This window comes from Sphaerimonospora cavernae, assembly GCF_042435035.1.
GTDB lineage: Bacteria > Actinomycetota > Actinomycetes > Streptosporangiales > Streptosporangiaceae > Sphaerimonospora > Sphaerimonospora cavernae.
In genome coordinates this window covers 152,721-177,693 of the sequence record NZ_JBHMQT010000057.1, presented here as the reverse complement: position 1 = coordinate 177,693, position 24,973 = coordinate 152,721, and the positions used below count along the sequence as shown (strand labels likewise).

At 68.4% G+C, this 24,973-nt stretch carries 20 protein-coding genes; 7 read left to right on the top strand and 13 right to left on the bottom strand.

All coding sequences use genetic code 11. The features are described from left to right. Window positions 1-169 precede the first annotated feature (169 nt). From ACFHYQ_RS25685 to ACFHYQ_RS25640, 10 genes are all read right to left on the bottom strand, one after another. Window positions 170-2,278: a DEAD/DEAH box helicase gene (locus tag ACFHYQ_RS25685; RefSeq protein WP_394303700.1), complete on the bottom strand. Its 2,109-nt coding sequence runs from the start codon at window positions 2,276-2,278 to the stop codon at window positions 170-172. Further along, the gene (brxD, locus tag ACFHYQ_RS25680) at window positions 2,275-3,612 is read right to left on the bottom strand and encodes a BREX system ATP-binding protein BrxD (RefSeq protein WP_394303699.1); all 1,338 of its coding nucleotides are present in this window, start codon (window positions 3,610-3,612) and stop codon (window positions 2,275-2,277) included. Before brxD ends, ACFHYQ_RS25685 begins: the two co-directional genes overlap by 4 nt. Then, window positions 3,609-5,060 carry a hypothetical protein gene (locus tag ACFHYQ_RS25675; protein WP_394303698.1) on the bottom strand — a complete coding sequence of 484 codons (1,452 nt, stop codon included), beginning with the start codon at window positions 5,058-5,060 and terminating at the stop codon, window positions 3,609-3,611. Before ACFHYQ_RS25675 ends, brxD begins: the two co-directional genes overlap by 4 nt. Continuing rightward, window positions 5,061-5,966 carry a protein phosphatase 2C domain-containing protein gene (locus ACFHYQ_RS25670; protein WP_394303697.1) on the bottom strand — a complete coding sequence of 302 codons (906 nt, stop codon included), beginning with the start codon at window positions 5,964-5,966 and terminating at the stop codon, window positions 5,061-5,063. 48 nt (window positions 5,967-6,014) lie between these two features. Then, entirely contained in the window at window positions 6,015-6,686 is a 672-nt protein-coding gene (locus ACFHYQ_RS25665) for a vWA domain-containing protein (protein WP_394303696.1), read from the bottom strand. A gap of 10 nt (window positions 6,687-6,696) precedes the next feature. Continuing rightward, a complete protein-coding gene (locus ACFHYQ_RS25660) occupies window positions 6,697-7,227 on the bottom strand; it encodes a hypothetical protein (protein ID WP_394303695.1) in 531 nt (176 codons plus the stop codon). Further along, on the bottom strand, window positions 7,224-7,610 hold the full coding sequence (locus ACFHYQ_RS25655) for a hypothetical protein (protein WP_394303694.1): 387 nt from the start codon (window positions 7,608-7,610) through the stop codon (window positions 7,224-7,226). Before ACFHYQ_RS25655 ends, ACFHYQ_RS25660 begins: the two co-directional genes overlap by 4 nt. Then, complete coding sequence (locus tag ACFHYQ_RS25650) at window positions 7,540-8,982, bottom strand: hypothetical protein (RefSeq protein ID WP_394303693.1); 1,443 nt, start codon at window positions 8,980-8,982, stop codon at window positions 7,540-7,542. The genes ACFHYQ_RS25655 and ACFHYQ_RS25650 overlap by 71 nt, the downstream gene beginning before the upstream one ends. Before the next feature lie 328 nt (window positions 8,983-9,310). Next, window positions 9,311-10,564, bottom strand: a complete 1,254-nt coding sequence (locus ACFHYQ_RS25645) for a PP2C family protein-serine/threonine phosphatase (RefSeq protein WP_394303692.1) — start codon at window positions 10,562-10,564, stop codon at window positions 9,311-9,313. 31 nt (window positions 10,565-10,595) lie between these two features. Then, complete coding sequence (locus tag ACFHYQ_RS25640; RefSeq protein WP_394303691.1) at window positions 10,596-11,357, bottom strand: hypothetical protein; 762 nt, start codon at window positions 11,355-11,357, stop codon at window positions 10,596-10,598. 315 nt (window positions 11,358-11,672) lie between these two features. On the opposite strand from ACFHYQ_RS25640, the gene drmD reads away from it, so the two are divergent. Further along, a complete protein-coding gene (gene drmD / locus ACFHYQ_RS25635) occupies window positions 11,673-14,903 on the top strand; it encodes a DISARM system SNF2-like helicase DrmD (protein ID WP_394303690.1) in 3,231 nt (1,076 codons plus the stop codon). Then, the gene (locus tag ACFHYQ_RS25630) at window positions 14,900-19,069 is read left to right on the top strand and encodes an Eco57I restriction-modification methylase domain-containing protein (protein ID WP_394303689.1); all 4,170 of its coding nucleotides are present in this window, start codon (window positions 14,900-14,902) and stop codon (window positions 19,067-19,069) included. The genes drmD and ACFHYQ_RS25630 overlap by 4 nt, the downstream gene beginning before the upstream one ends. Window positions 19,070-19,191: 122 nt before the next feature. Here ACFHYQ_RS25630 and ACFHYQ_RS25625 read toward each other — a convergent pair whose 3' ends face one another. Continuing rightward, entirely contained in the window at window positions 19,192-19,389 is a 198-nt protein-coding gene (locus ACFHYQ_RS25625; protein WP_394303688.1) for a hypothetical protein, read from the bottom strand. A gap of 78 nt (window positions 19,390-19,467) precedes the next feature. Next, entirely contained in the window at window positions 19,468-19,845 is a 378-nt protein-coding gene (locus tag ACFHYQ_RS25620; RefSeq protein ID WP_394303687.1) for a restriction system modified-DNA reader domain-containing protein, read from the bottom strand. 321 nt (window positions 19,846-20,166) lie between these two features. Between ACFHYQ_RS25620 and ACFHYQ_RS25615 the strand changes: the two genes are divergently transcribed. From ACFHYQ_RS25615 to ACFHYQ_RS25595, 5 genes are all read left to right on the top strand, one after another. Beyond that, entirely contained in the window at window positions 20,167-20,847 is a 681-nt protein-coding gene (locus tag ACFHYQ_RS25615; protein WP_394303686.1) for an HAD family hydrolase, read from the top strand. Next, the gene (locus ACFHYQ_RS25610; RefSeq protein WP_394303685.1) at window positions 20,844-22,022 is read left to right on the top strand and encodes a helix-turn-helix domain-containing protein; all 1,179 of its coding nucleotides are present in this window, start codon (window positions 20,844-20,846) and stop codon (window positions 22,020-22,022) included. The genes ACFHYQ_RS25615 and ACFHYQ_RS25610 overlap by 4 nt, the downstream gene beginning before the upstream one ends. Before the next feature lie 176 nt (window positions 22,023-22,198). Further along, window positions 22,199-22,486, top strand: coding sequence for a hypothetical protein (locus ACFHYQ_RS25605; RefSeq protein WP_394303684.1), 288 nt, complete (start codon window positions 22,199-22,201; stop codon window positions 22,484-22,486). Between the two features lie 86 nt (window positions 22,487-22,572). Next, entirely contained in the window at window positions 22,573-22,803 is a 231-nt protein-coding gene (locus ACFHYQ_RS25600; protein WP_394303683.1) for a hypothetical protein, read from the top strand. Window positions 22,804-23,051: 248 nt separating this feature from the next. Beyond that, window positions 23,052-23,531, top strand: a complete 480-nt coding sequence (locus tag ACFHYQ_RS25595; RefSeq protein ID WP_394303682.1) for a hypothetical protein — start codon at window positions 23,052-23,054, stop codon at window positions 23,529-23,531. Between the two features lie 479 nt (window positions 23,532-24,010). Here the strand turns inward: ACFHYQ_RS25595 and ACFHYQ_RS25590 are convergent, their stop codons facing one another. Beyond that, a complete protein-coding gene (locus tag ACFHYQ_RS25590) occupies window positions 24,011-24,790 on the bottom strand; it encodes a GntR family transcriptional regulator (protein WP_394303681.1) in 780 nt (259 codons plus the stop codon). Window positions 24,791-24,973: the final 183 nt, after the last annotated feature.

Sequence of the window (24,973 nt, the reverse complement as noted above, 5' to 3'; positions counted from 1 at the left end):
AGCCGAGGACTCGTGAGTCGAGCCAACATTTAGCCGGTCACGGCCGGTCAAAGGATGGCCCCGCACTTCGGTGCGGGGCCATCCGCGTTACGGAGCCTCCCGGCAGGGCTCCTCGGATCGGGACTGCTGACCGGCGGCTTCCGGCTTGCCGGGTCGGCGCAGGTATGGCTCAGCGGCCGCTGATCACGAACCGCACCGGTTCACCGAGGACGGCGGCGGCCGCGGGGAGGTCGGCAAGTCGGGCGGCCAGTGTCTCGCGGGCCAGGTCGGGCGGTAGCACGTCGGTGAACTTGAGACCCCGGAGCGCCCTGTCGTCCACATCGGGCCGGCGCAGGCGGTCGCGCAGAACGTCGACCGCCTGCAGCCACGTCTCCCGGTCCAGATCGTTCCTCAGCCTGATGCGCAGATCGTCGCCTCGGTGGGTGGGATCCGCCAGCGGTCCGAGCGTGCTCCTCAGGGTGGCGTTGGCCCGCTGTCCCGCCCACGTCCACCAGTGGACGTCGCCGCCCTCACGTGCGATCACCGTCGCGTCGGGGTGCACGGTGTCCGCGTGTTCCTCACGCAGCCGCGCGAGGACGGAGGTCGATCGGCGGGTGAACCTTACCGGGGGATCCGCGCCCAGAACGACGTCGCGCATCGCACGGGTGAGCGGATGGGAGAGACCGGTGGAGGCCGATGACGCCCAGCGGGCATCGCCGCCGGTGCCCTCGACCGGCTGTACGAAGCACCGCCGCCGCTTCCAGTCGATCCAGTCCACCTGCCAGGTGCGGCCGGCGAGCAGCAACAGCCGCCGCCCGGGCGCCGCGCTGGTCAGCACCGCCGGGTCGGTCCGCCCGATCTCCGTTCGGCCCTGAACCACGGTGAACTCCGGCGGTGCGGTGAACACGGCGGTCAGATCCATGAAGTGCCGTCGTCCGAAGCGTTGCTCCGCTTCGGGACCGACGAGCAGCCCGCCGCCGTCGCGTTCGAGGAAGCCCTCGGCGATCAGATGGTCCAGCACCTGCCGGGCTGTGGAACGCCGGAACGGGCCGACGCCGTTCCACCAGTCCGGCCACAGCGCGTCGCCGATCCTTCCCTCCTGCAGGGTGAGTGCGAGGAGTTGCTGGGCGACGATGTGCCGGGGTTCCGGGGGCGGCAGCGCGGGTTCGACCTGTCCGCGGCCCCACAGCACCAGGAGTCCGGCCGCCGCGAGCAGGTCGTCGTCGGTCATCGTCAGCATCAGGCAGTTGCGTCGGGTGCCGGCCCTCCGGCCGGTACGGCCCAGCCGCTGGAGAAACGAGGCGACCGACCACGGCGCGTTGATCTGCACCACGCGGTCGAGGTCCCCCACATCGATGCCCAGCTCCAGGGTCGAGGTGGAGACGATGACGCAGTCGCGGGACTGGGCGAACGCCTCCTCCGTGCGGCGGCGCTCGTCGGCCGCGAGAGAGGAGTGGGAGACGAAGGTGGTGATGCCGTGCCCGCGCAACGCCTCTGCGAGCTCCTCCACCGTCCGTCTTGAGTCGCAGAAGACCAGCCGCTTCTCGCCCTCGTGCAGGGTGGCGATCACGCGTGCGGCGTTCGGGATCGATCCCACGTAGTCGAGTTCGATGTCCGGCTCGGCCGCATCCGAACGTGACTCGGGGGAGACGACCCGCGCCGGGCGCTGCCCCACGCCGGAGCCCTGCAGCCAGCGCAGCAGCTCATCGGGATTGCCCACGGTCGCCGAGAGGCCGATCCGCTGGATCGACCGCCCCGCCAGCCGCGACAGCCGTTCGAGCACGAACAGCAGATGCCAGCCGCGGTCGTCCCCGGCGAACGCGTGGACCTCGTCCACCACCACGCCTCGCAGGTCCGCGAGCAGGCGGCGGTGGTCCACCGTGGTGCTGATGAGCATGGACTCCAGCGACTCGGGGGTGGTCAGCAGGATGTCGGGCGGATCGCGCAGGATGGCCTGCCGCCGGGAGCCGGGCACATCGCCGTGCCAGAGGCCCACCCGCCTGCCGAGCCAGTTCGCGTACGTCTCCAACCGGGGCAGCAGGTTGTTGAGCAGGGCTTTCAGCGGGCAGACGTACAGCACCGACAGGCCCGTCCAGGTCTGCTCCTCCATCGCCGACAGCAGCGGGAACACGGCGGCCTCGGTCTTGCCGCCCGCTGTCGGCGCGATCAGCAGCGCGTCCCGCCCTTCCCTGATCGGGTCGAGCGCATCGGCCTGCAGTGGTCGCAGCCGCGGCCAGCCCAGCGTGTTCGTGACGTGGTAGGCGAGCGTCGGATGCAGGGCGACGGTCGGCGGGGTCATGGCAGGTCGAGCTCCACCTCGTCGGCGGAGACGGCGGAGACGGCGGTCCGGCCGCGGCGGAAAGCGTTCCGCTCATCGTCGTTGTCCAGTTCGGCCTCGGTCACCCTGGCCTGCCCGTAGTCGCGGCGTGGGTCGAATCCCTCGTGGTCCGACACCCGGTAGAGCACGTCGGCGACGAGCTTGCGCAGGAAGATCCGCGGCGCGGCCCCGACTCCCAGGGATCCGGCGACCGACGTGGCCAGATCCTTGATGTAGGCGTCGTCGACGAGGTTTCTGATCCGTTGTTCGGCCGGATCCCCCTGCGCGTACAGGTCGCGTACGGCACAGCCGAGCTCGACCAGTTTGTCCCGGTCGAAGCCGGTGAGGCGGAGCTGTACGGCACGGGTGGTGTCGAAACGCGCGTCGGTCTGGAAGTCGACGTGCAGCCGCTGGGCGAGCGGGGTGAGCCGTTGCACCCCCTGCTGCCCGTCGTAGAAGGCGGGGGTGCCGGTGATGACGAGGTAGAGGCCGGGGAAGCGGCCCTTGTCGATCTCGTCGATGAGCTGCCGCAGCGCGTTCAGGCTGCGCTCCCGGAGGTCGCCGCGCATCCGCTGCAGCGTCTCGACCTCGTCGAGCACGAGCAGCAGCCCCGGATATCCGCAGTCGCGCAGCACCACGAGCAGGCCCTGAAGGAAGTTGAGTGCGAGGCTCGAGTCGAGGTCGCCCTTGAGCCCCGCGTAGCGGCGGACACTGGCCGCCACGTGCGGTTCGCCGCCCACCCAGGCGAGCAGGCCGTCGGCGGTCGCGTGATCGCCCTCCAGGCGCGCCCGCCGGTAGAAGCGGAGCGCGGTCGCGAACGCGGGGGCGTTCTTCGAGGTCTCCGCGAGGCGCGACTCGATCAGGTCGTCGACCGCCGTCGCCATCGCCCGCCGGTCGCTCTTGGCGATCCCGGTGTCGTCTTCCAGGGCGAGGAGCCAGGTGTCCACGATGTCGCGCAGCGCGCTCGGCGGTGAGGTGGCCGTGCTCAGGGCGCCGACCAGTGCCCGGTAGACGGTCTCCGGCCGGTGCAGCGGCGTGATCCGCTCCGAGATCTGGACCTCACTGGTGGCCATCTTCTTCCGCTTGGCCCGCTCCGCGAGCCACCGGGCGAAGAACGTCTTGCCCGAGCCGTACTCGCCGCGGACGGCCTTGAATCCGGCGTGGCCCCCGGTGACCGCGTTGAGTTCCTCGTCGAGCACCTTCTCGAACCGCTCCATGCCGACGGCGAACAGGTCCAGGCCGGCGCTGGGCACCGTGCCGCGTCCCAGGGCGCTGATGATCTGCCGGCGCCTGGCCCGGCTGACCTTCGGTGTCACGGCTCAACCTCCTCGAGGAACTGCTCTTTCAGCAGCGTCACGTTCATGGACACGGTCTGATCACCGTCCTTCAGTGCGATCACCTCGGAGCCCTCGACGTTGAGCAGCCCCTTCAGCGCCCCGATGAGCAGCGGCACCCGGTCGGCGGGCTCGTTCAGCCGTTTCGCCAGCTTCACGACCGGGAACCGCCCGTTGCCGGCGTCGAGATCGTCGATGAGGCGCGCGACCCTGTCGTCGTCGATCGCGACCCCCCGTGGAGCCAGCCTCCGCTGCTCGGCGAACGCGACCGACGCGATCACCCGCTGCCCCAGCGTCGGTACGGGGTCCGGCCTCGGCGGGGTGACCACGGAACCGGTCCGCCTGCCCGATGGGTCGATGGGCGTCCACTCCCGCTCGGGCGGCTGGGACTGCGGCGGAGCGGAGACCGCGGAGTTTCTCGTGGCCGGTCTGCTGACGGGTACGCTGTCGCGCTCTTCTGGGGGCGGGGAGATCGACGCGGCTGGGCCCGAGGGGAGCGTCGAGCTGGACGGCTGCGGGCGCGTGGGGCGCGTCACCGCGATGCGCTTGCGCCCGTCGAGCGCCTGCGCCCATTCGGCCGCGCTCGGGCGGGTGCCGCGTGTCCCCTGCGCCCTGTTGAAGAGTTCGGTGACCGCCGTGATCACCTGGTCCGGCAGGCCGGACAGGAGCATCAGGTCCTGGCCGGGCCGTACGCTCGCGGTCCGCGACAGCACCCGGCCGACGAGCAGCGCGAGCTTGTAACGGTCGGTGTCCAGGTCAGGACCCGTGGACGGCTGGTGCGGATCGTCCCAGTCGGGGGTGTGCGCCTGCCGCAGCACCGGTTCCGCTCCGGTACGGCGCAGGCCGTCGCAGTCGAGCATGAAGACCTGGTACGGCCGGCCCGGACGCCACAGGAGGTTCCGGAAGGACAGGTCGCCGATGATCCAGCCGGTGTCGTGCAGCAGGGCGATCAGCTTTGCGGTCTTCTGGGCGATCTCCAGGCGGCCCTGGATGTCCGGCTGGTGCAGGTCCTCCCAGGCCCAGTTCGGCTGATACAGCAGGTACTGCAGCTCGACCAGCTTGGGCTTTCCGCCGATCGGTCCGTAGAACTCCTCGGGCACGCGTCGCATGAGGAACCCCGTGACGCGGCTCCCCTCGACGACCCTGGCGAGCGGCCAGGCGCACTGCGCCAGCAAGGAGCCCTGTGCTGACAAAGAGCCCTGTGCCGACAGGGAGCCCGCGGACCCGGCCGGCTGCCGACGGCCGAAGTCGACGAGTTCCGCCAGGGCCACGCTGTTCACAGCGCCCGCCTGCGGCATGTACTCCTTGTAGACGAGGTTCTCCGGCCCCGGCACCCGGATGACCCTCCCCTGGCCGCCTTCGCCGAGAGGCTCGGATTCGAGGACAAGCGTGCCGCGCTGTCGGTCGTACGGATGGGGGGTGAAGGTCATTCATACCCTCCAGATGCACACGGCGGTCCGGTCGTCGTCGTACGTCTTCGCCTGGAAGCTCATCTGCCAGAAGAACTCGGGCAGCGACGGCGGGTCCGGGCGGCTCCACCACTCCGCCAGCTGTTTCCTCACCTGCGGCACCAGCAGCATCGGCCTGTCCAGGCCGTCGGTGGACAGCAGCAGCATGTCGCCCGGGTAGAGATCCACCGTGACGACCTCGACCTGCTCGAAGTCCCGGGGCAGGGCGCGGGTAGTCGAAGTGGCGACGGCCTCACCCCCGTCGGCCTCGTCCCCGTCAGCCTCCGCGAAGCACGGCGCCCACTCACCCTTATAGAGATGCCAGGCGCCGCAGTCGCCGACACGCATGATGTGGGCGCGGTGCCGGGACCCGTCGGGCGACTCCTCGACGACGGCCGCGAGGAACGTCGTCGACAGCTGGTCCGGCGTCACCGATTCCCTGGCCGCCCGTTCGTTGATCTCGCGGGCGATGTTCTCGATGAAGCTTCGCGCGGCTGTCCCCAGCTCCGTAGGGCTGGAAAGGCCGGGCAGCCTGTCCGGGGCTACCTCGCAGGCCGTGGCGGCCCCGACGTGTGAGCGCTCCTTGCTGCCCAGCCCGTCCGCCACACAGGCGAGCAGCGTGCGGTCGCCGTCATGCCAGAGGCCCATCGCATCTTGCCGGGGAGTGCCGAAATACCGGTGCGCGTCGCCCCTGATCGAGGTGGCCCGCACCACGAGGCCGCGGAGGTCGGCGCCGTCGATCTCGGTGTCCGGCCGCCGGACCTGGGGCAGCGGCCCGGGCCGCGAGAGCAGCCTCGGCCTGCGGCCGAAGACGAGCGGTTCGGGGAACGCGGGTACGGCGTCCGCCCCCGACGCCTCGGCTCGTGCGGCTCCCTGCACCTGTTCCATATGTGGTCCCTCTTCCAGTCCGGATCCGTGGTCGCCTTGTGCGCGCGGTCAGATCGGGTCGGCGGGCAGGACGGTGTAGCCCGTCGCGTGCTGGGGGAAGGACAGATGCGCCGCTCCCGAGGGGTCGGCGGACGACGCGATGGCCGACTGGACCACGGAGTTGAGCAGCTGCCGGGCGAACTCGCGGAGCGCCTGAGCCGGCGAGAGATTGCTGTCGGCGATGAACGCCCGGAACGTGGCGACCTGCTGCAGGGTCGCCTGGTCCACATCGCCGAAGCCGAAGGCCAGGATGTGCGGGTGGGCTCTGAACGTCTCGCTCGTCAGCTCCTTGTGCTCGACGTGCCAGTCATGCGTGGGAAGCCCGTCGGTGAGGAAGAACACCGTGGGCCGGTACGGCGTGTGCCCGGCCTGCTTCAGGGCCGCGATGTCCTGTTCGATCGTGTGCTTGAGCAGGGAGAACGCCGCGCCGTAGTTGGTGGCGCCACGCGGGGCGAGCAGCGGGATCGAGTGCACGTCGTTGAGGTCGGCGAGCGGCAGCAGCACCTCGGCGTCGGTGCTGAATCCGATGATGCCGAGCCGGGCGCGGTCGGCCACGACCGGGTTGCTGGCGATCTCCTGGTAGATCTGGGGGAGCTCCTGGTTGATCGCGTCGAGCGGCGGACCCTGCATCGAGTACGACTCGTCGCAGACCAGGTAGAAGGGGAGTACCTGTTCGCTCATCAGATGAGCCTCAACTTTCTGGGGTGGGTGAGCAGCTGTCGGAGACGAAGTAGATCTCCATGGAGATCGATCCGCTGGGGGCGGCGAGGTCGTGGAAGTTCCGGGTCGCGGCGGTCTGGAAGATGCCGGGAAACCCCTTGCGTGCGGCCGCGTTGACCCGGGTCGCCAGGTGCACGCCGTCGCCGGCGCCACCGTTGGCGCCGAAGGTCAGCACCATTCCGGCGTGCCGGCCGGTGAGATGCTTCTTGTGCTTGCGCAACTCCCGCTTCACCCGGGTGATCATTTCCGCGTCCGAGGCGCCGGGGCTCACCCGGAAGGAGACCTTGACGGGCTTGGCGCTCACCCCGGTGATCTGCCTGGCACACGGAGACGGGGAGGGGCTGGGCGACGGGCTGGGTGACGCCGTTCCCTTGCCCGCGACGGGCTTGGCAGGGACCGGAGGCGGTGCCTGCGCGCCGAGCATGATGATCGTGAGGCCGAGCAGCAGGTCGGCGAACAGCCACCCTGCGAGGAGCGTGACCGATCCCCGGCGGCCGCTCACGTACGATCTCCATTTGCCCCCTCGAAGCCGTTTACGGCGTCGCCGGGGCCACCGGGGCCACCGGGGCCACCGGACACTCCGGGGGCACCGGGCACGTCGGCCGCTCCGGTGACGGCGTGGTGCGCGTCGTTCGCCGTGACAGCCGCCAGTCCGGCCGAGATGGCCGTGCCGGCCTGCCGTACCGCGTCGTCGAGTCGTGTGATGGCGGAACGCAACCCGCCGAGTTCGGGACCGGTGACCTCGCGGACGGCCGACGGGACCTCCTGAAGGGCACGGGTGAGGTCGGCGGGCAGCTCATGCAGCCTGTGCAGCTCACGCAGACCGTTCAGCTCGCGCAGGCCCTCGAGTTCGTGCAGGTTGTTCAGCTCGTGCAGGCTGTTCAACGCGTCCCGGGTCTCCTCCAGCAGGTGTACGGTTCGTCCGGCGGTGTCCGAGACCATCTCGATGCGCGACGCGTGTGCGCTCGCCGTCTCCGCCCAGTCGTCCAGGGCCTCCTTGACCTCGGCGCCCGTGTGCCCGAACGCGGCCGTGAGCGCGTCGCCGGAGTCTGTCCAGCACACGGCTGATCCGGTCACCGCTCAGGGTCGCCGCCGCCTCCATCCGGTCCACCGCCGAGCCGAGGCCCGCGGTGGTGCTCACCAGTTCACCGATGCGACTGTCCAGGTCCTTCGCGGTCTCGCGCACGGCCTGCCCGGTCGCGTGCGTCATGTCCTGCACGGCCTGTCCGGTCGCGTGGGTCATGTCCTGTACGGCCTGGCCGGTGGAGGCGGCCACGTCCTTCATCGTCTGACCGGTGAGCGCCGTCATCTCGTCGAGCGTCCGCTGTACGCCGCGGGCGGCGTCGAGGATGACGTCTCCGAGCCGGTCGCCGACGCGGCCCACCGCCGCGTCGGTCCGCTCGCCGACGGAGTCGATGGCATATCCGGTCCGTTCGACGGCCTGCAGCAGGGTCTCCGCGGAGGAGGTGACCGCGGTGAGGTGTTCGTCCAATGTCTTGATCGAGCGCTGCACGTCGGCGACGCCCGTCTTCAGCGCGGCGGTGGCCTGACCGGTGGCGTCGAGCGCCGTGTTCAGCGATTCCATCACCTGGGTGTGGACCTTGCCGATGGTCTCACCCATCCGGTGCATCTCGGCGGCGCTCCTGGTCAGCTCGGCCTGGAAGCGGGCGGGGGAGGACAGCCGGACCTGTGAGAGCACCAGGGTCGCCCGGGTGAGCGCGCCGAGGAGCCGTCCCCGGATCCTCTCCGCCTGCTCGTCGGCCCGCTGCTCGACAGTGCGCTGAAGGAGCCGATCGGCGAGGGTGACGACGATGAGGACGCCGATCACTCCCAGAGTCATCTGGGCCACGTTGTCGAACCGCAGCCAGCCCGCCAGGCGGCCGTCGAATCCCTGCTGCCACATCTCCAGGAACGGCCGGCGGGCGGCCTCGACGCCCCCGGTGGCCAGGGCCTCGCCGTACGCCGTCGTCGCGTCCTTGAGGCCGTACCAGGTGACGGCGATGGGCAGGAAGACGAGCACGGGCTGGACCAGGCTGATGATCTTGAGTAGCCAGTGCCAGCGGGAGCCCTCCGGAGCAGGCCGGACCGACTCGCTTGGGGGGAAGGCGGCGAAGAGGTCCACCTCGCACCACTGCTCGGCCTGGTTCGGCGTCATGATGGCCCGCGACAGCTCCTGAAGCTGCTTGGCCCGGGGCTGCAGCTCCGGAAGGGCGGCCAGATCACGAAGCAGCTCACTGGCAAGCTTCTGGTCAGTCACGAGATGTCCGTTCTCCTGTTCCGCGGGGCGATGGGGTTCATGTCGACGACGGTGCTCTCGCGCCACGGTTCACCCGTGGCGCAGCTGCTCTTTGAGACATCCAGGCTCATTCAATCATGCTGTGAATTGAAGTCACAAGCAGGTCGCTAAGATTTGAGCCTCCGATGCAAGGGCGCCCGTTGGCGAACCCGAAGGTGTGATCGCTGGGAGTGCGAGCCGCTGATCGAAGATCCAGAAAGCCGTCTCCACCTCTCACCATGCCGCATCCACATCGTCGTTCGCTTCCGCTGGAGTCACGATCGGATCACATAGGTGATCGTCGTGGCGGTCACACCGTCAGCTGGTACAGCCGCTCGGTGCGCCACTCGACCAGCATCACGGTGGCGTCGTCCTGGAGCCGGCCGCGCTGGTGCCGCAGGATGGAGTGGATCAGGCGGCGCAGGGTCTCCGGAGCGGAGGTGCCGTCCGCTTCTCGTTTGATGACGAAGTCGCTGAAGCGCCGCAGCCCGAACAGCTCTCCCTCGGGGGTCTGCGCCTCGACGATGCCGTCGGTGTAGAGCAGCAGCCGGTCACCGGGCTCGAGCTGGCGGCGGGAGAGCACGGCGGCCGGGCCCAGGCTGAGACCCATCGGGGTGTCCGGCGGGGTCTCCAGCACGGACGTCACCCGCCCCTGCCGCAGCAGCAACGGCGGTGGATGCCCCCGGTTGACCCAGGTCAGCCAGCCGGTACGGATGTTCAGCTGGGCCAGGATGCCGGTGGCGAAGCGGGACCTGGCGAACTGGTCGGCGATCGCCGCGTCGATCGCGTCGCTGATGGCGAGCAGTTGGATGCCCCGCCGGCGGCGTTGGTTGCGATAGGCGCCCAGGGCGATGGTGGCGGTCAGCCCGGCCGACAGGTCATGCCCCATGGCGTCGAAGATGCCCAGGTGCAGGGTCTCTCCGTCGAGGGAGTAGTCGAAGGCGTCCCCGCCGATGGAGTAGGCGGGCTCCAGCGCCGCGCTCACCGACACCTTGTCCGTGGAGTAGTTCCGGATCGGCATCAGGGTCCACAGCACCTCGGCGGACAGTTCCATCTCCTCGGTGCGCACCATCCGCACGAAGGCGTCGCTGGAGGCGCGCTTGCTCACCACCAGCAGGGCGATCAGCCCGCCCAGCTCCGCGGCGATCCGCTTGGTGTCCTCATCGACCACGGGCACGGTCACGCCGAGCACGCCGACCCGTTCGGTGCCGTCGAGCATCGGCACCCACAACCGTCGTGGTCCTTCACTGCCGAGCGGCTCGGCCGACTCGGCGGCGGACGGGTCGGGGGTGGGACGGGCCTGAACGATCTCCAGATTGCGGAAGGCCCGTCCGGCCACCGTCGTGTCGATGGGAAGCCGATCGAGCGTCTCGCCGTACACGTCGCGCTGGCCGGGCAGCGGCACGAGGTAGAGCGGCCGGAGACTGGCGACGTAGATCATGATCTCGGAGAAGCCGAGCGGCTGGACGTGCTGGATGACCGAGGCGGCAAGGTCGTCCAGGGGGGTCAGGTGATGGGCGCGTACCAGACCTCCCCAGATCCGCCCGATGTCAGGACCGTTCACGCGTCGCTCTCCCGCTCGCAATGTCCAACTCCTACCCCCTTACCCCCAGGATCGGCGTTGAGGGCTGATCTTCGTCCATTGGGTGGGGGATCTGGCAGGCCACCGGCAGGGCCATCGAGACCGCGAACCAGCGGGCGGCGCCACGCCATCCCGGCTGCCGCAGTACGAGCAACGCGGCGAAGAAGACCGGGTAGACCAGGGCCAGCTCGGGCCGGACGAGCGGCGCGAGACCGAGGACGACCACCAGCGGGAGCGCCGGGCCGCCCGAAGCCGCCCGGACCAGCAGCCACCAGGACGAACCTATCCACGCGAACGCCAGACCGGTTTCCAGCCCGGAGGTCGCGAACTCCCAGAACGGCGGCAACGCGAGGACGATCAGCACGCCGGCCGGCAGGAGCGGGCGCGAGCCGTCGTGCAGGGCCATGGCGCCGAGCATGGCGAACACCACGGCGCCGACCGTGCACACCAGGCCGAGCATGACCGAGACGTAGGCCACGTCGCTCCGGCTCATCCAGGAGACCAGCGCGACCAGACAGGTCCAGGCCATGCTGGTGTTGGCCTCGACGCGCTCACCGATGTTGAAGACCGGCCCGTTGCCCGCGACCAGCTGCCGGACGGTCCGTACGGCGATCAGGCCGTCGTCGCTGATCCAGCGGTTCTGCCATCCCGCGAGGCCCATCACGGCCGCGGCGGCCACCGTGATCGTACGGTTCCATGTCCGCACGGACCGGCGCGGGTCGATCCGCACAGCTCGTCGCCCCTCTTCCCCGCGGGGAGGCGTCTCCTGGCTCACGCCACCTGCCCGCCTGTCCACCTGTTCACCTGTCCGACCATCCGGATCCCGGCCGCTGGTGATCAAAGCTAGTCGACCATGACGGTGGAGGAGGCCGTCAGGTTCCAAGTCACGGTGGTATCGATCGTGAAGCGAAAACACAAACATATGGAAAAGCAGTGCCGCCTGGCGTAGATTCCGCCGTGCGCTATCGGGTGGATCTTCGGGTGGGCGGACTTGGACCGTTTTCGCCGGTCGTTAGGAAGATGCCCTTACTGTGTCTTGGTGTAGCGGAGGCCGGTGAACGCCGGCAAGGGGCGGCGGCGAGGAGCGAATGTGACGACTGCGACATCGCGGGAGCCGTCCATCGGGGAACTGGTCGCCGTACGCGGCCAGCGATGGGTGGTGAGCGACGTCGACGGCTCGGGCGTCAGCACGATGGTCACGCTGCAGAGCGTGGAGGACGGCCGGTACGGCGACACGCTCGACGTCGTGTGGGAGATCGAGCCGGGCCGCCGGGTGCTGCCGAGCGGTTCGCTGCCCGAGGTGACGCCCGACGGGTTCGACCCGCCCGAGCGGCTCGCCGCGTTCCTGGACGCCATCCGCTGGTCGGCGGTCACCAGTGCCGACGTGAAGACGCTGCAGGCGCCGTACCGCTCGGGTGTGGCCATCGAGGACTACCAGCTCGAACCGGTCTCCCGGGCCCTGGACGCGCCGAGGGTGAACCTGCTGCTCGCCGACGACGTTGGCCTCGGCAAGACCATCGAAGCCGGACTTGTCGCCCAGGAGCTACTTCTCCGCCACAGAGCACGAAAAATCATGATTGTCTGTCCGGCCGGGCTCACGCTCAAATGGCAGGACGAGATGGCCGAGAAGTTCGGCCTCGACTTCACGATCATCGACACCGAGCGGTGCGCGCTGGTCCGCCGCACCCACGGCAGCGCGGCCAACCCGTTCACGGTCTATCCGCTCAGCATCGTCAGCCTGCCCTGGCTGCGCGGCCAGAAGGCCCAGCGGCTGCTCGACGAGGTCCTCGACCCGGCCGCCATAGAGCGCCGCTTCGACCTGCTGATCCTCGACGAGGCCCACCACGTCGCCCCGGCCGCGCCGCGCCAGGTCTACGCGGTCGACTCCCAGCAGACCAAGCTGATCCGCCGCCTGGCCCCGCACTTCACCCACCGGCTGTTCCTGTCGGCGACCCCGCACAACGGCTATCAGGCGTCGTTCACCGCCCTGCTGGAGATCATCGACGACCAGCGGTTCGCCCGCGGCGTTGACCCCGACCCGGCGGCCGTGAAGGAGACGGTGATCCGCCGCCTCAAGCGGCACATCGTCAACGCCGACGGCACCAAGCGCTTCATCGAGCGAGAGGCCCGCGCGATCCCGGTGGCGTACCCGGCCGACGAACGCGCGGTGCACGAGCTGCTCAAGCGGTTCGCGAAGGCCCGCCGCGCGACGCTCAACGCCGACACGAAGGGCCGCAAGGCCGCCGACCTGGTCACGCTGCTGCTGAAGAAGCGCCTGTTCTCCAGCCCCGCCGCGTTCGCGCACACCCTCGACGTCTACCTGGACACGGTACGGGAGCCCCTGCCATCCGCCGTCACGTCCCTCGACGAGGGGGAGGAGGAGTGGCTGGAGGACTTCTGGGACGACACCGCGACCCTCGACGACGATCCGCTCGCCCAGGCCGAGGACGACGCGATCTCCATGGCGTCGCCGCTGCAGGGCGTCACCGGCGCCGAGCAGGTCGAGCTGCTGACCCGGATGCGCGACCGGGCCCGCGACTACGAGTCCGCCCCCGACGCCAAGGCACGGCAGCTCATCGACTATCTGCGGGCGGTCTGCCGCCCCGACGCGCACTGGACCAACGAGCGGGTCGTGGTGTTCACCGAATATCGCGACACGCAGCGCTGGCTGGTCGAGCTGCTGCGCCAGGAGGACCTCGCCGGCGACCGCCTGGCCGTACTGCACGGCGGCCTGTCGGCCGTCGAACGCGAGCAGCTGCGCGTGGCCTTCCAGAAGGACCCGGCCGAGCATCCGGTACGGATCCTCGTCGCGACCGACGCCGCCAGCGAGGGCATCGACCTGCAGAACCACTGCCACCGGCTGGTCAACTACGACATCCCGTTCAACCCGAACAAGCTGGAACAGCGGATCGGCCGCGTCGACCGGTGGGGCCAGAAACGCACGCCGGACATCCGCCACTTCATCGGCACCGGCTGGGACGGCGCCGTCGACTCCTACGAGGCCGACCTGGAGTTCCTGTCCCGGGTGGCGAACAAGGTCGCCCGGATGGAGGAGGACCTCGGCTCGGTCAACGCCGTGCTGGCCCGGGCCGTACAGCGCCGCGTGCTCGGCGACATCGCCGACTACGACGTCGAGCAGGCGGGCGGTTCGACGGTCGGCTCGGCGGGCGGTTCGGTGGGCGGTTCGGTGGGAGGTTCGGCGGGCGGTTCGGTGGGAGGTTCGGCGGGAGGTTCGGCGGGCGCGGTGCCGGCCGAGGCGAACGTCGGCGAGCAGGTACGGAAGCTCCGCGCCAACCTGACCGACACGGTCGCCGAGCTGCGGATCACCCCGGCGAACGTCAAGCGGGTCGTGGACACCGCGCTGGAGCTGGCCAGGCAGCAGCCGCTCAAGCCGCACCTCGACGAGAAGCACCTCACCGAGGGCCTGTGGGGCGTGCCGCCGCTCACCGGGTCGTGGGCGCGGGCGGCGGTCGGCCTGCTGGCCAAGCCCGCGGGCAGGGACGAGCAGCCGCGCCAGCGGCCGGTGACGTTCGACCCCGAGGCGACGCTCGACCCGGAGGGCCGGGTGCGCGACGACGTCGTGCTGGCCCACCTGGGTCACCCGCTCGTCGGCATGTCCACCCGGCTGCTGCGCGCCGCCGTCTCCAACGCCGAGATCGGCCTGCGCCGCGTCACCGCCGTCGTCAGCGACGACCCGGCGCTGGAGACCACGCTGGTCGGCGCGTTCTGCCGGTTCGTCCTGGTCGGCGGCGACGGTGTGCGGCTGCACGAGGAGGTCCTCCACGCGGGCGGCTGGGTGCCGGAGACCGGCCGGTTCCGCCGCCTGGAGAACCTCACCGTGCTCGGCGGCATCCTCGACCGCGCCCTCACGGGCGGCACCCCTGCCTCAGTGCCCGTACGGCACCGCCTCGCCGAGGCCTGGCCGAAGATCGGCAACTCGGTCCTGCAGTCCATCGACTGGCGGATCGACGGCAAGGACCAGAAACGCGACCAGCTGCAACGTAAGCTCGCCCAGCGCATGGCGGCCGAGCAGGACCGCCTCACAGCCAACCTGGATCGGTTCGAGGCCACCCTGCGGGCCAAGATCGCCGAGGGTGACCAGGGCAACGCGCTGATCAGCCGCATCGAGGCGGCCGGCAGCAGGGAAGAGCGCGACCAATACCGCAGGGACCGCAGATCCTGGGAGGAACGCCTGACCGGCCTCGGCCGCGAGCGCGACCGGGAACTGGCGGCGATCGCGGCACGCTACCGCGACCCCCGGCCGCACCGGTTCCCGGTGGCCGTTGTCTTCGTCGTGCCGAGGCGGGAGGCCACCCGATGAGAAAATTCAGCCGGGACTTCGACCACCAGGGCTGGCTGAGCCTGGTCGAGGTGACCGGGCCGTTCCTCAGCCTCCCGGTGCTGCGCACCACCTGGCCGGCCCTCGACGCGGTCGACAAGCAGCAGCTCGAACGGCTCCGCCTCGCCCACGCCGGCTGGCAGAAGGGCCGCGACCGCCGCGCCTGGATCGAACACGTGCTGCGCGGCCTGCTGCGCTGGGGCCAGGCCGTACACATCGCCCCGACCGACGGCAGCCTCGACCACCTCGCGATCGACGTACCCGAGCACGACACGACGGTCACGCCGAGCTTCGCGCTGGCCGTGCCCGGCCACGCCCCCAAACCGGACACGACGCGGCTGCTCGGCATGGTCAGCAGCGGCCACCCGACGGCCCGCGTGAAGTCGTCGGCATGGGCCGCCACCCCCGCCGACCGGATGGCCATGCTCTGCCGCCACCACGGCATCGAACTGGGCCTGGTCACCGACGGCCGCTGGTGGGCGCTGGTCTGGGCCCCGAGGGGCGGGGTCACCACCACCGCCGTGTTCGACGCGATCCCCTGGCCGGAGCGGGCCGAACGCGACGTGCTGCGCGCCTTCGTCTCCCTGCTCGGCGCCGGCCGGTTCTTCGTGTTCCCCGAGGCCGAACGGCTGCCCGCGCTGCTCAAGGCCAGCCTGGACAGCCAGGAGGACATCACCGAGGCCCTGGGCGTACAGGTCCGCCAGGCCGTCGAGTTGCTGGTCGCCGCGATCGGCCGGGCCGGCGTGCCGGGAGAGGTCACCGCGCACGAGGTCTACCGCGGCGCGGTCTCGGTGATGATGCGGGTCGTCTTCCTGCTGTTCGCCGAGGAACGCGGCCTGCTGCCGTCCGACAACAAGGTGTACGCCACGGCGTACTCGGCCGGCCGCCTGTGCGCCGAGCTGGAGCAGCGCGCGATCGACGGCAGCGAGGAGGAGCTGACCCACAGCCACGCCGCCTGGCACCGCCTGCTCGCGCTGTTCCGCGCCGTGCACAGCGGCGTACGGCACCCGCGGCTGACCATGCACGCCCACGACGGGTCGCTGTTCGACCCCGGCGCGCACGCCTGGATGCCGCTGACCATCGACGACCGGACCGTGCTGCACATGCTGCGCGCGGTGCAGTACGTCGAGGTCGGCACCGGGAAGAACCGCGAACGCCGCACGCTCAGCTTCCGCTCGCTCGACGTCGAACAGATCGGGTACGTCTACGAGGGCCTGCTGTCGTTCGACGGCTTCCGCGCGGCCGACACGGTCGTCGGCCTGGTCGGCAAGGTGGGCCGCGAGGAGGAGGTCGACCTCTTCGACCTCGAGTCCCTGTCCCGGGAGGTCGGCGGCGACACCGAGGCTCTGGCCGGCCGGCTCGCGGAGAAGTACAGGGACTCCGGCATCGGCAGCGTCGCCGCGCTGCGCAAGCGGCTCACGCCCCTGGACGAGACCGACCGGCTGGAGGCCACCCGGCGGCTGCTCGCCGTCACGCGCGGCGACGCCGACCTGGCCGCCCGGCTGCTGCCGTACATCGGGCTGCTCCGCGACGACCTGCGCGGCCTGCCGGTCGTCATCCTGCCCGGCGCGCTGTACGTCACGGAGTCGGCGCTGCGCAAGAACACCGGGACGCACTACACGCCGAGGTTCCTCGCCGAGCAGGTGGTCGAGGGCGCGCTGGAGCCGCTGGTGTACGCCCCCGGGCCGCTGCAGACGGCCGACCGGACGCAGTGGAAGCCGCGCTCCTCGGCCGAGATCCTCGGCACGGACGGGCACCGCGGCCTGAAGATCGCCGACATCGCGATGGGCTCGGCGGCCTTCCTGGTCGCGGCGGCGCGCTATCTCGGCGAGCGGCTGGTCGAGGCCTGGTCGAAGGAGGGCCGCGAGGAGGCGGTCGCCTATCTGGACGGCTCCGGGGAGCGTACGGCCGACGCCGACGCCGACCCGGTCGTCATCGAAGCCCGGCGACAGATCATCGAGCACTGTCTCTACGGCGTGGACATCAACCCGATGGCCGTCGAGATGGCCAAGCTGTCGCTGTGGCTGGTGTCGATGGACCCGTCGCGGCCGTTCACGTTCGTCGACGACCGGCTCGCGGTCGGCGACGCGCTGCTGGGCATCACGTCGTTGGAGCAGCTCGAATACATGCACCTCGTGCCGTCGCGCGGCCGCAAGGTGTTCGAGGACGCCGCGCTCGACTTCACCAAGGACGTCCAGCGTCTCGTCCGCGGCACAGCGGAGAAGCGGCGGCGCCTTGTCGACATCTCGGTGGAGTCGAACGGGATCGACGCGCTGAACCAGAAGCGCGGCATCCTTTCCGAGATCGACAGCGAGACCCGCCAGGCCCGGCTGTTCGCCGATCTGCTGGTGGGGGCGTCCCTGAAGTACGCCATCGAACAAGGCAAGATCAGCGACCCCGAGGCCGCTCCGGAGGTCGGCAAGCTCCGCGGTTTCGACCGGGCGTCCCTGAACGCCGCGCACCTCGCGAGCGGCGTGGTGAACGACGAGCCCGGCATCCTGCCGAGGGCGGAGGAGTCCCGCACGGCATGGCTGGCGACCGACCAGGTCCCCGGCACCTTCGACCGCCACCCCATCCACTGGCCGTTGGTCTTCCCCGAGGTCTTCGCGGCGGAAGCCGGCGAAACTTCCGGCGAGCCAGGCGACGCGGTACGCCCCCGATCGGCCAGCCCCGGCTTCGACGCCATCATCGGCAACCCACCCTTCCTCGGCGGTTCGAAGATCAGCGGGTCCAGCGGCCTTGCGTATCGTGAACATTTGGTGTCTGCTGTTGCCCGCGGAACAAAGGGTAACGCCGACCTGGTCGCTTATTTCGTGCTTCGTGCTCACGAATTACTTAACACAAGTGGTCAGACGGGCTTGATTGCCACGAATACCCTTGCTCAGGGTGACACCCGCGAGGTCGGTCCCGACCGGCTAACGGCGAGCGGGGTAATCATTCGACAGGCCATTAAGAGCAGACCGTGGCCGTCAAGGAGCGCCGTGCTGGAATTCTGTGCTCTCTGGACCAGTCGTTTCTCCTTAAGTGAGAAGGCTGAGCGGATCGTCGATGGCGTCTCTGTTTCGGGGATCACGCCATCATTGGACCCCGTATCCCGTGTATCTGGAAATCCTTACCGACTGGTGGCTAACGCAAAAGGCTCGTTCCAGGCATCGAAGATCGATGGGATCGGGTTTACGATGTCAGAGCAGGCTGCAGCGGCGATGATCAATAACGATCCTAGGAACGCGGAGGTACTCTTTCCATTCGTTAACGGGCAGGACTTAAACTCGCGTCCAGACTGTTCCGGAAGCCGCTGGGTCATCAACTTCTCCGATATGGAGGAGTCGCAGGCGAAGCAGTATCCAGAGCCTTACGATCAGGCGCTTCGACTAGTTAAGCCGGAGCGTGACAAGAATAATCGGAAGATTCGTCGTGAGCGATGGTGGCAATATGGTGAGCGCGCCCCCGGGCTGTATCAAGCAATCGCTGGGCTGGAGCGAGTTGTCGCGATCACGCTGGTGAGCAAGGTTGTGATGCCGATCATGGTGCCCACCGGGCAGGTCTTCTCACACATGCTGGGTATCTTCGCGACGGACGACACGGCAATGTTGGCGTTGCTGTCGAGTGCGCCGCATTACTGGTGGGCACGTGCTCGGGCGTCGTCAATGAAGGCGGACCTCAGGTACACGCCATCGGACGTCTTCGAGACGCTGCCACTACCGGAGCTGACGGAAGAGATGCGCGAGCTCGGCGAGCGGCTCGACACCTACCGGCGGAGTGTGATGCACGCCAGGAAGGCCGGGCTGACCGCGACGTACAACCTGGTCAACGATCCGTCGTGCCACGATGACGACATTGTCGAGCTGCGCACCATCCACCGCGCGATCGATGAGGCCGTCTGCCGCGCGTACGGCTGGGACGACCTGCTCGACCTGCTCGACCACGGCCACAACCTGGTCGCCGGCCGTGAGACCCGCTACACGGTCGGCCCCTTCGCCCAGCGCGAGTTCGTGGACCGACTGCTTGAGCTCAACCACGAGCGCTACGCAGAAGAGGTGGCCAAGGGCCTTCATGATAAGAAGAAAAATACTGTGAAGCCCAGACCCGCACTCGCAGGCCCCCCAAAAAATCTCGATCCCGCCCCGATCTTGCCCTACTCGGATTAGAAGCCTGGGGCCGCTGTTAGAATTGGGGGATCTGCGAGTGCGCCTCCTCTATGAGGCACACGCTGTTCAGTGATTCCCGCTCGAAGAGAAACCTGAGATCTTCTGTATTTTCTGTTGGATTATTACAGAAGACGCATCGCAACGAGGGTGGTCATGCACACCGTCATCGTGCTGCCGAACGCGATTCCGGCAGCGGTAATCATGGTGGTAGTTTTAGCGCCATCCTTGGTCTTGAGCAGGGCCGTGATCAGCGCGATGACCAGGGAAGTAAGGATGGCCACCAGCAGCCAGATGTACGGCTGTGATGACGGATTGTTCAAAGTAAGTCCTTCCTGGAGTACCAATAGGCATTTAACTGCCTGATGAAACTTTGACTATTTAAGCAGTTATTTACTCTCCTAGAGTTCGCCTCGGATGTCCTTCAGGCTGCGATTATCGGAGGCGCGGCGCCACGCCGCCCAGCCATCGGTCTCCTGACCCGACAGCGCCTTACAGGCGGGCGAGGGCTTTGCAAACACCTCTCCGCTCTCGATGCGAAGACGGCCGTCGGGGAGGACAGCTGCGTAATGGACCTTGCCCAGTCGGGGACGTCGCCAGACGAGCTGGTCCTCGGGCCGAAGCAGGCCGGCGTCGATCAGGGGCTTCAGCACTCCCTGCTCGTTGGGTGATGAACCCAGGAGAAGACGTCGCAGAACGTCGTTCGGTTCCTCGACCCAAGCCTTCGCCCTGCTCTGGAGGTGTGCGTACACCTCGTCGTCAATTTCGATCTTGCGCACTTGACCCCTTCCTATACTCGGGGAACTCGGGGTCCCCTCGGGGGCAAAGCTTACCAAGTTGAAGCTACATGTCATCCCGTGTTGAAGCAGAACAAGATTCTTTTTTCCACGGATTAGGTATATAGCGGCTATACAGGATATGACACTTAAAATCATATTAATGCACCAGAGATCTCTACATATGGATATAAAACGCCCATTCATCAAGGTTTGCGACTCGCGGGTGTCTGTTGAACCCATCGACCATGCGAACACCAACCCGGGACAGGATGTCGATGATGGCTGATCACAGGTCTTGGCTGAGTCTTTCGCCTGAGTTGGATGACCGAACTGGCTTACGCTGCGGGTGTGGTCAGGGCTGTGGTGTTCGACATCGGCGAGACGTTGGTCCGTGACGATCGGTACTGGGGGTCGTGGGCGGACTGGCTGGGCGTTCCCCGCCACACGTTGTCCGCTCTGGTCGGTGCGGTGACGGCTCTCGGGTTGGACAATGCGGAGGCCCTGCGGCTCATCCGGCCCGGGATCGACGTACATGCGGCCCGTCGGGAGCGTGAGGCATCCGGGCGGGGCGAGTTCCTGGATGAGACGGATCTGTACCCCGACGTGCGGCACGGGCTGCAGGCCCTGCGGGACGCGGGGCTGCGCGTCTGCGTCGCCGGAAATCAGACGGCCAGGGCGGGGGAGTTGTTACGCGGGCTGGACCTGCCCGTTGACGCCATCGCCACCTCGGAGGAGTGGGGGGTGGCGAAACCGGACCCGGGGTTCTTCGGTCGCGTTGTCGAGCTGGCCGGGGTGGTTCCCGAGGAGACGGTCTACGTCGGTGATCACCCTGTCAACGACGTCGTCCCGGCGAAGGCGGCGGGCCTGCTGACTTGTTTGATCCGGCGGGGCCCCTGGGGGCACTTGTGGGGTGACGACCCCTCCGTGCCCGCCGATTGGCGGATCGGCAGCCTGGCCGAACTACCCGCTCTCCTGTGCAGGACCGGATGGAGCCCCTGGTGACGACCTCCAGGAAACCTGACGACACTCCCGGCGGGCGGATCGCCGCGTTGCGGAGCGCCCGCCGGATGACCCAGACAGATCTGGCACGGGCGGCCAGCGTTTCCCTCAGCATGATCCGGAAACTGGAGCGAGGGGTCCGCAAACCGAGCGATAACGTGCTCGACGCCATCGCCGCAGCCCTGAATGTTGATCCGTCGCGCCTGCTGAACGGCGCCGATCGCCGTGACGGCCGGGTCCATGACACGATCCCGCTTCTCCGGAAGGCCATCGCCACCTGCGATTTTCCCGACGACGGTCCGGTACGCCCCCTGCCGCAGTTGCAGGCCGCCGTCGATGAAGCGGTGCGGTGGCGTCTGGAGGCCCAGTACGTCCGGCTGTCACACGCGCTTCCCGACCTGCTCGCGGAGCTCATTCGCGGGCTGCAGACGATGCCCGGCCTCGCGCCGCTGCTCGTGGCCGGCTATCGGGCAGCCGACGCGGCCGCTTTCAAGTACGGGTATCTGGACCTGTCGGCCCGGCTGATCGATTTGATGCGCGGCACCTCCGCCCTTACCGATGACCCGCTCCTTGCGGCCTCGACGGGCTACGTCCGTACGGAGATCTTCTTCGCCACGAGCACCTACCACGCGGGGCTGCGAGCGCTCGAATTGGAGATCGATCTCCTGCCGGAAGGGGGCGGCGAGGATTTCCAGCGGTTGGGTGTGCTGGGGTCGCTGCACATGCGGGCGGCCGTCATCGCGGCACGCGGGGGCCAGACCGAGGCCGCACTGAGCCACCTCGGCGAGGCCAGGCGACTCGGCGGCAGGGTTGCCGAAGGCATCTACTACGGCACGGCCTTCGGGCCGGACTCCGTACGCATCCACGAGGTGTCGGTCGCAGTCAGCCTCGGAGACCCGCACCTCGGGCTCGCTCTTGACCTCGCAAAAACGTGGACGCCGCCAGCCGTGATGCCCGCCGAACGCCGGAGCGGCTTCTTCATCGAGTTGGCACGGGCGCAACTGTGGGCCGGCATGAGGGACGCGGCCTTCGAGTCGTTGCGGGCCGCGCGCCGTATCGCCCCCCAGCACACGCGGGAGCACCGATGGGTCCGCGAGGACGTCGAGACGCTGCTGCGGCTCCACCGAGCCGGCAGCGAACCGCTGATCGGGTTCGCCGATTGGCTCGGAGTAACGTAAAGAACACGAACGGTGACACTCGCTGTGTCACTTCGCGTCTGCTCTTCCCACCAGCATGAGGGTCGTCCGAGCCCGTCATGCAGGTCAGGAGCGAGAAATCCACCGCCTGCGTGAAAGCGGGTCCGCCTGTCGCGGCTACGACCAGACGGACCCTCATCAGGAGGTGAGTCCTGACTATGAGCAACGATAGAGCGATGTCCCCCAAATCGGAGTTCGCCGGGTGGAGGATCATCCGGAGCGATGCCGGGCGGTTGTGGGCGTCGCGGGTGCGGCCGTTCCCCGTGGCCGCTGAGCGGGCGGGGGCGTGGCGTACGGTCGACGCCGATGATCTGCGTGAGCTGGGCCTGGCCATCGCTGAGCAGGAGGCCGTCGCCGAGCAGGCGGCCCCGGCCCTGGGGAACGACGCCGGGCGGGAGAAGGTCGCCGGGCAGGTGAGCGCGGCCGGGCCGGCGGCGACGGCGTGAGCGGTCGACGGTCGGACGACCCGGGCAGGCTCCCGCCGTCGTGTCTTGGTCTGCATCTTCCTCCCGAGCAGCCGGATTGTGTGCGGTTGCGGTGGCTGCCGGACACGCGGCGGACGACGTACGCGCGGGTTGTCCAGCACACGTGTGATCAGTGCCGGATCGTGTCGTACGAGTTGTGCAGTGCGGGCGGGTTGCGGTTCATCCGCCGGACCGATCGCACCCGCGGCGGCAGGCCCGAGGTACGGGAGACGGAACGGCTGATCACCTGCCGTGCCCAGGAGCTGTGGCGAGACCTGCTGCTGGGTCTCGCCCGCTGAGAGTTGCCTCCTTGAGCTGCCTCCCCCGTGACGGCAGGCGGGCTGTTGCGCCATGGAGTGGCAGATTAAACGGTGTTATCGTGTACTCTATTCACGCTCTATAAGCGTCTTGCTTGTGTCCAAGTGTCACGTCTCTCGGAGTTCCGACGATGGCCCATCAGCAAGGTCCCCCCGGTCCACCTCCTTACAACCCGCCTCCTGGGACGGGATATCCGTTCCCCAAGCCGCCCAAGAAGTCCAACACGGGGATGATCCTCGCCATCGTTGGCGGCACCCTCCTGCTCCTGTTCGGTGGTTGCGCCGCGATCGTGGCCGTCGCCGGTGACACCTCCTCGCAGGTGGACACCACGCCGACGCGCAACGCTCCGGACGCCATCGCCGTAGATCAGTCGGCATCCGCTGAACCTGAGCCGGAACCAGAGCCCGCGGAGATGACTCCGAAGCCAAGGGATATCAAGATCGATATCAAGATCTTGAAAAAGAAGTGCTTCGGTAGCGCCGGCTGCAACATCACCTACCGGATCTCGCCGACGTACATCGGTCCCGGTTACTCAGAGGACATCGAATGGCAGGTCGTCTACGAGGTGCGAGGCGGCGAGGACGGCCCGCAGATCAACTCGTTCACGCTGCATGACGAGCAGATCGAATACCAGTCCGAGGAGTTCGTGTCTGTCTCGTCATCGGCCACGAAACTGCGGGGCAGAGTCACCGAGGTCATGAAGAACTGATCGTGGCGGGCTTGCCCGCCGCCTGCCCCGCCGGTCGCAGTTGGCCGCGACCGGCGGGGCTCGACTGACCATCCAGCCACCACGTCGTAGATCCGGCTCCCGCGTCGGCAGCCCAAAGTAGCGGCTCCTCGCTAGGGATTTGCCATATGACCCGGATGTCGTCCGAGAGACGACGCGACCTGCGAACCCCCAAGACGAGCAAGAGATCAAGGTGGTCCAACCTGGCGAATCGGCTCTCGATGGTGACCAGTTGGACTTCTGAAGGGAGACCGGTGCGGATCGGGCTCAGGACCTGTCAGTTCCAACGCCCATGACATACGGCATGAATGAGGTCGGCTATCCCGGTGCCCGGGAAGAGGTCCCCTGGACCCGTCGCCGACCACTGCAAGTACACAGCCTGTAGGCGGCGCCGCCAAGCGCTTTGGTGTGATGACCTCCGGTGCGGCTTCCTCCTACGGAAGGTCCGACCCAAGCCGGTCTCAGTCGGGGACGGCGAAGGTGTACGACCACATGAACCGGCTGGCGGCGTGTACGCCTCGGGCATACTCGATTGCCCGGCCCTCGGCGGTGCGGGTGGTGCGGCGGACCTCGACGACAGCTTCGCCCGGTGGAAGTTCCAGGAGCAGGGTCTCGTCAGCGGTAGGCACCCTGGCGTTGAGGTCTTCGGTGATCTCCTGCGGTGGAAGACCCCGGTCGGCGAGCACTTGGAAGCCGCCGCCCGGTCCGGCGATTCCTGGTGAGGGGTCGACCAGGGGAGTGCCCTCGACATCCTCCGCGCGGTAGTAGCTGGTCATGGTGTGAGTGGGGACGCTGTCACGGGTCATCACACGCGCCCGCTCGTACACGATGGTGCCGGGCTGTAGTCCGAGCGCGGCGGCGACGTGTTCGTCGGCCTCGACGAGACTGATCTCCTGCGTCTGGTGGCCCTGCTGCCGGGTGGCCGCGGCATCCGCATGCTCGTTCTCGTACGCCTCGACCACCGTGACCTGCCAGCGACTGCGCGCGTACCGGTCCGGGCCGAGGCGTCGGACCGGGTACGGCTCGCGCACGTAGGCGCCGGAGCCGTGCCGAGTGCTCACGAGCCCCTCGGTCTTGAGCAGGATCAATGCCTTGCTTGCGGTGCTGCGGGACACGCTGTAGCGGTCGGCGAGGTCTCGGACTGAGGGCAGCTTCGCCCCTGCGGGCAGGCGACCGGCGGTGATGTCGTCTCTCAGGTCGGCCACGATGCGGCGGGCCGGCGAGTGTGGGTCTGCATGCACCCCACCATCCTAGCCAAGTGTCGTAGGCCATTTTCTGGACTGCGCGGCTGGGACCGCTGTAAGGTCTAGTGTCGTACGACACTTTCGATGGACCTGTCCAACGCTTAGCCCCCTTCTGGACGGAGCCCTGATCGCGAGGTTCAGAACATGACAGAGGATGAAGCAGCGATGCTCTCTCGCTCG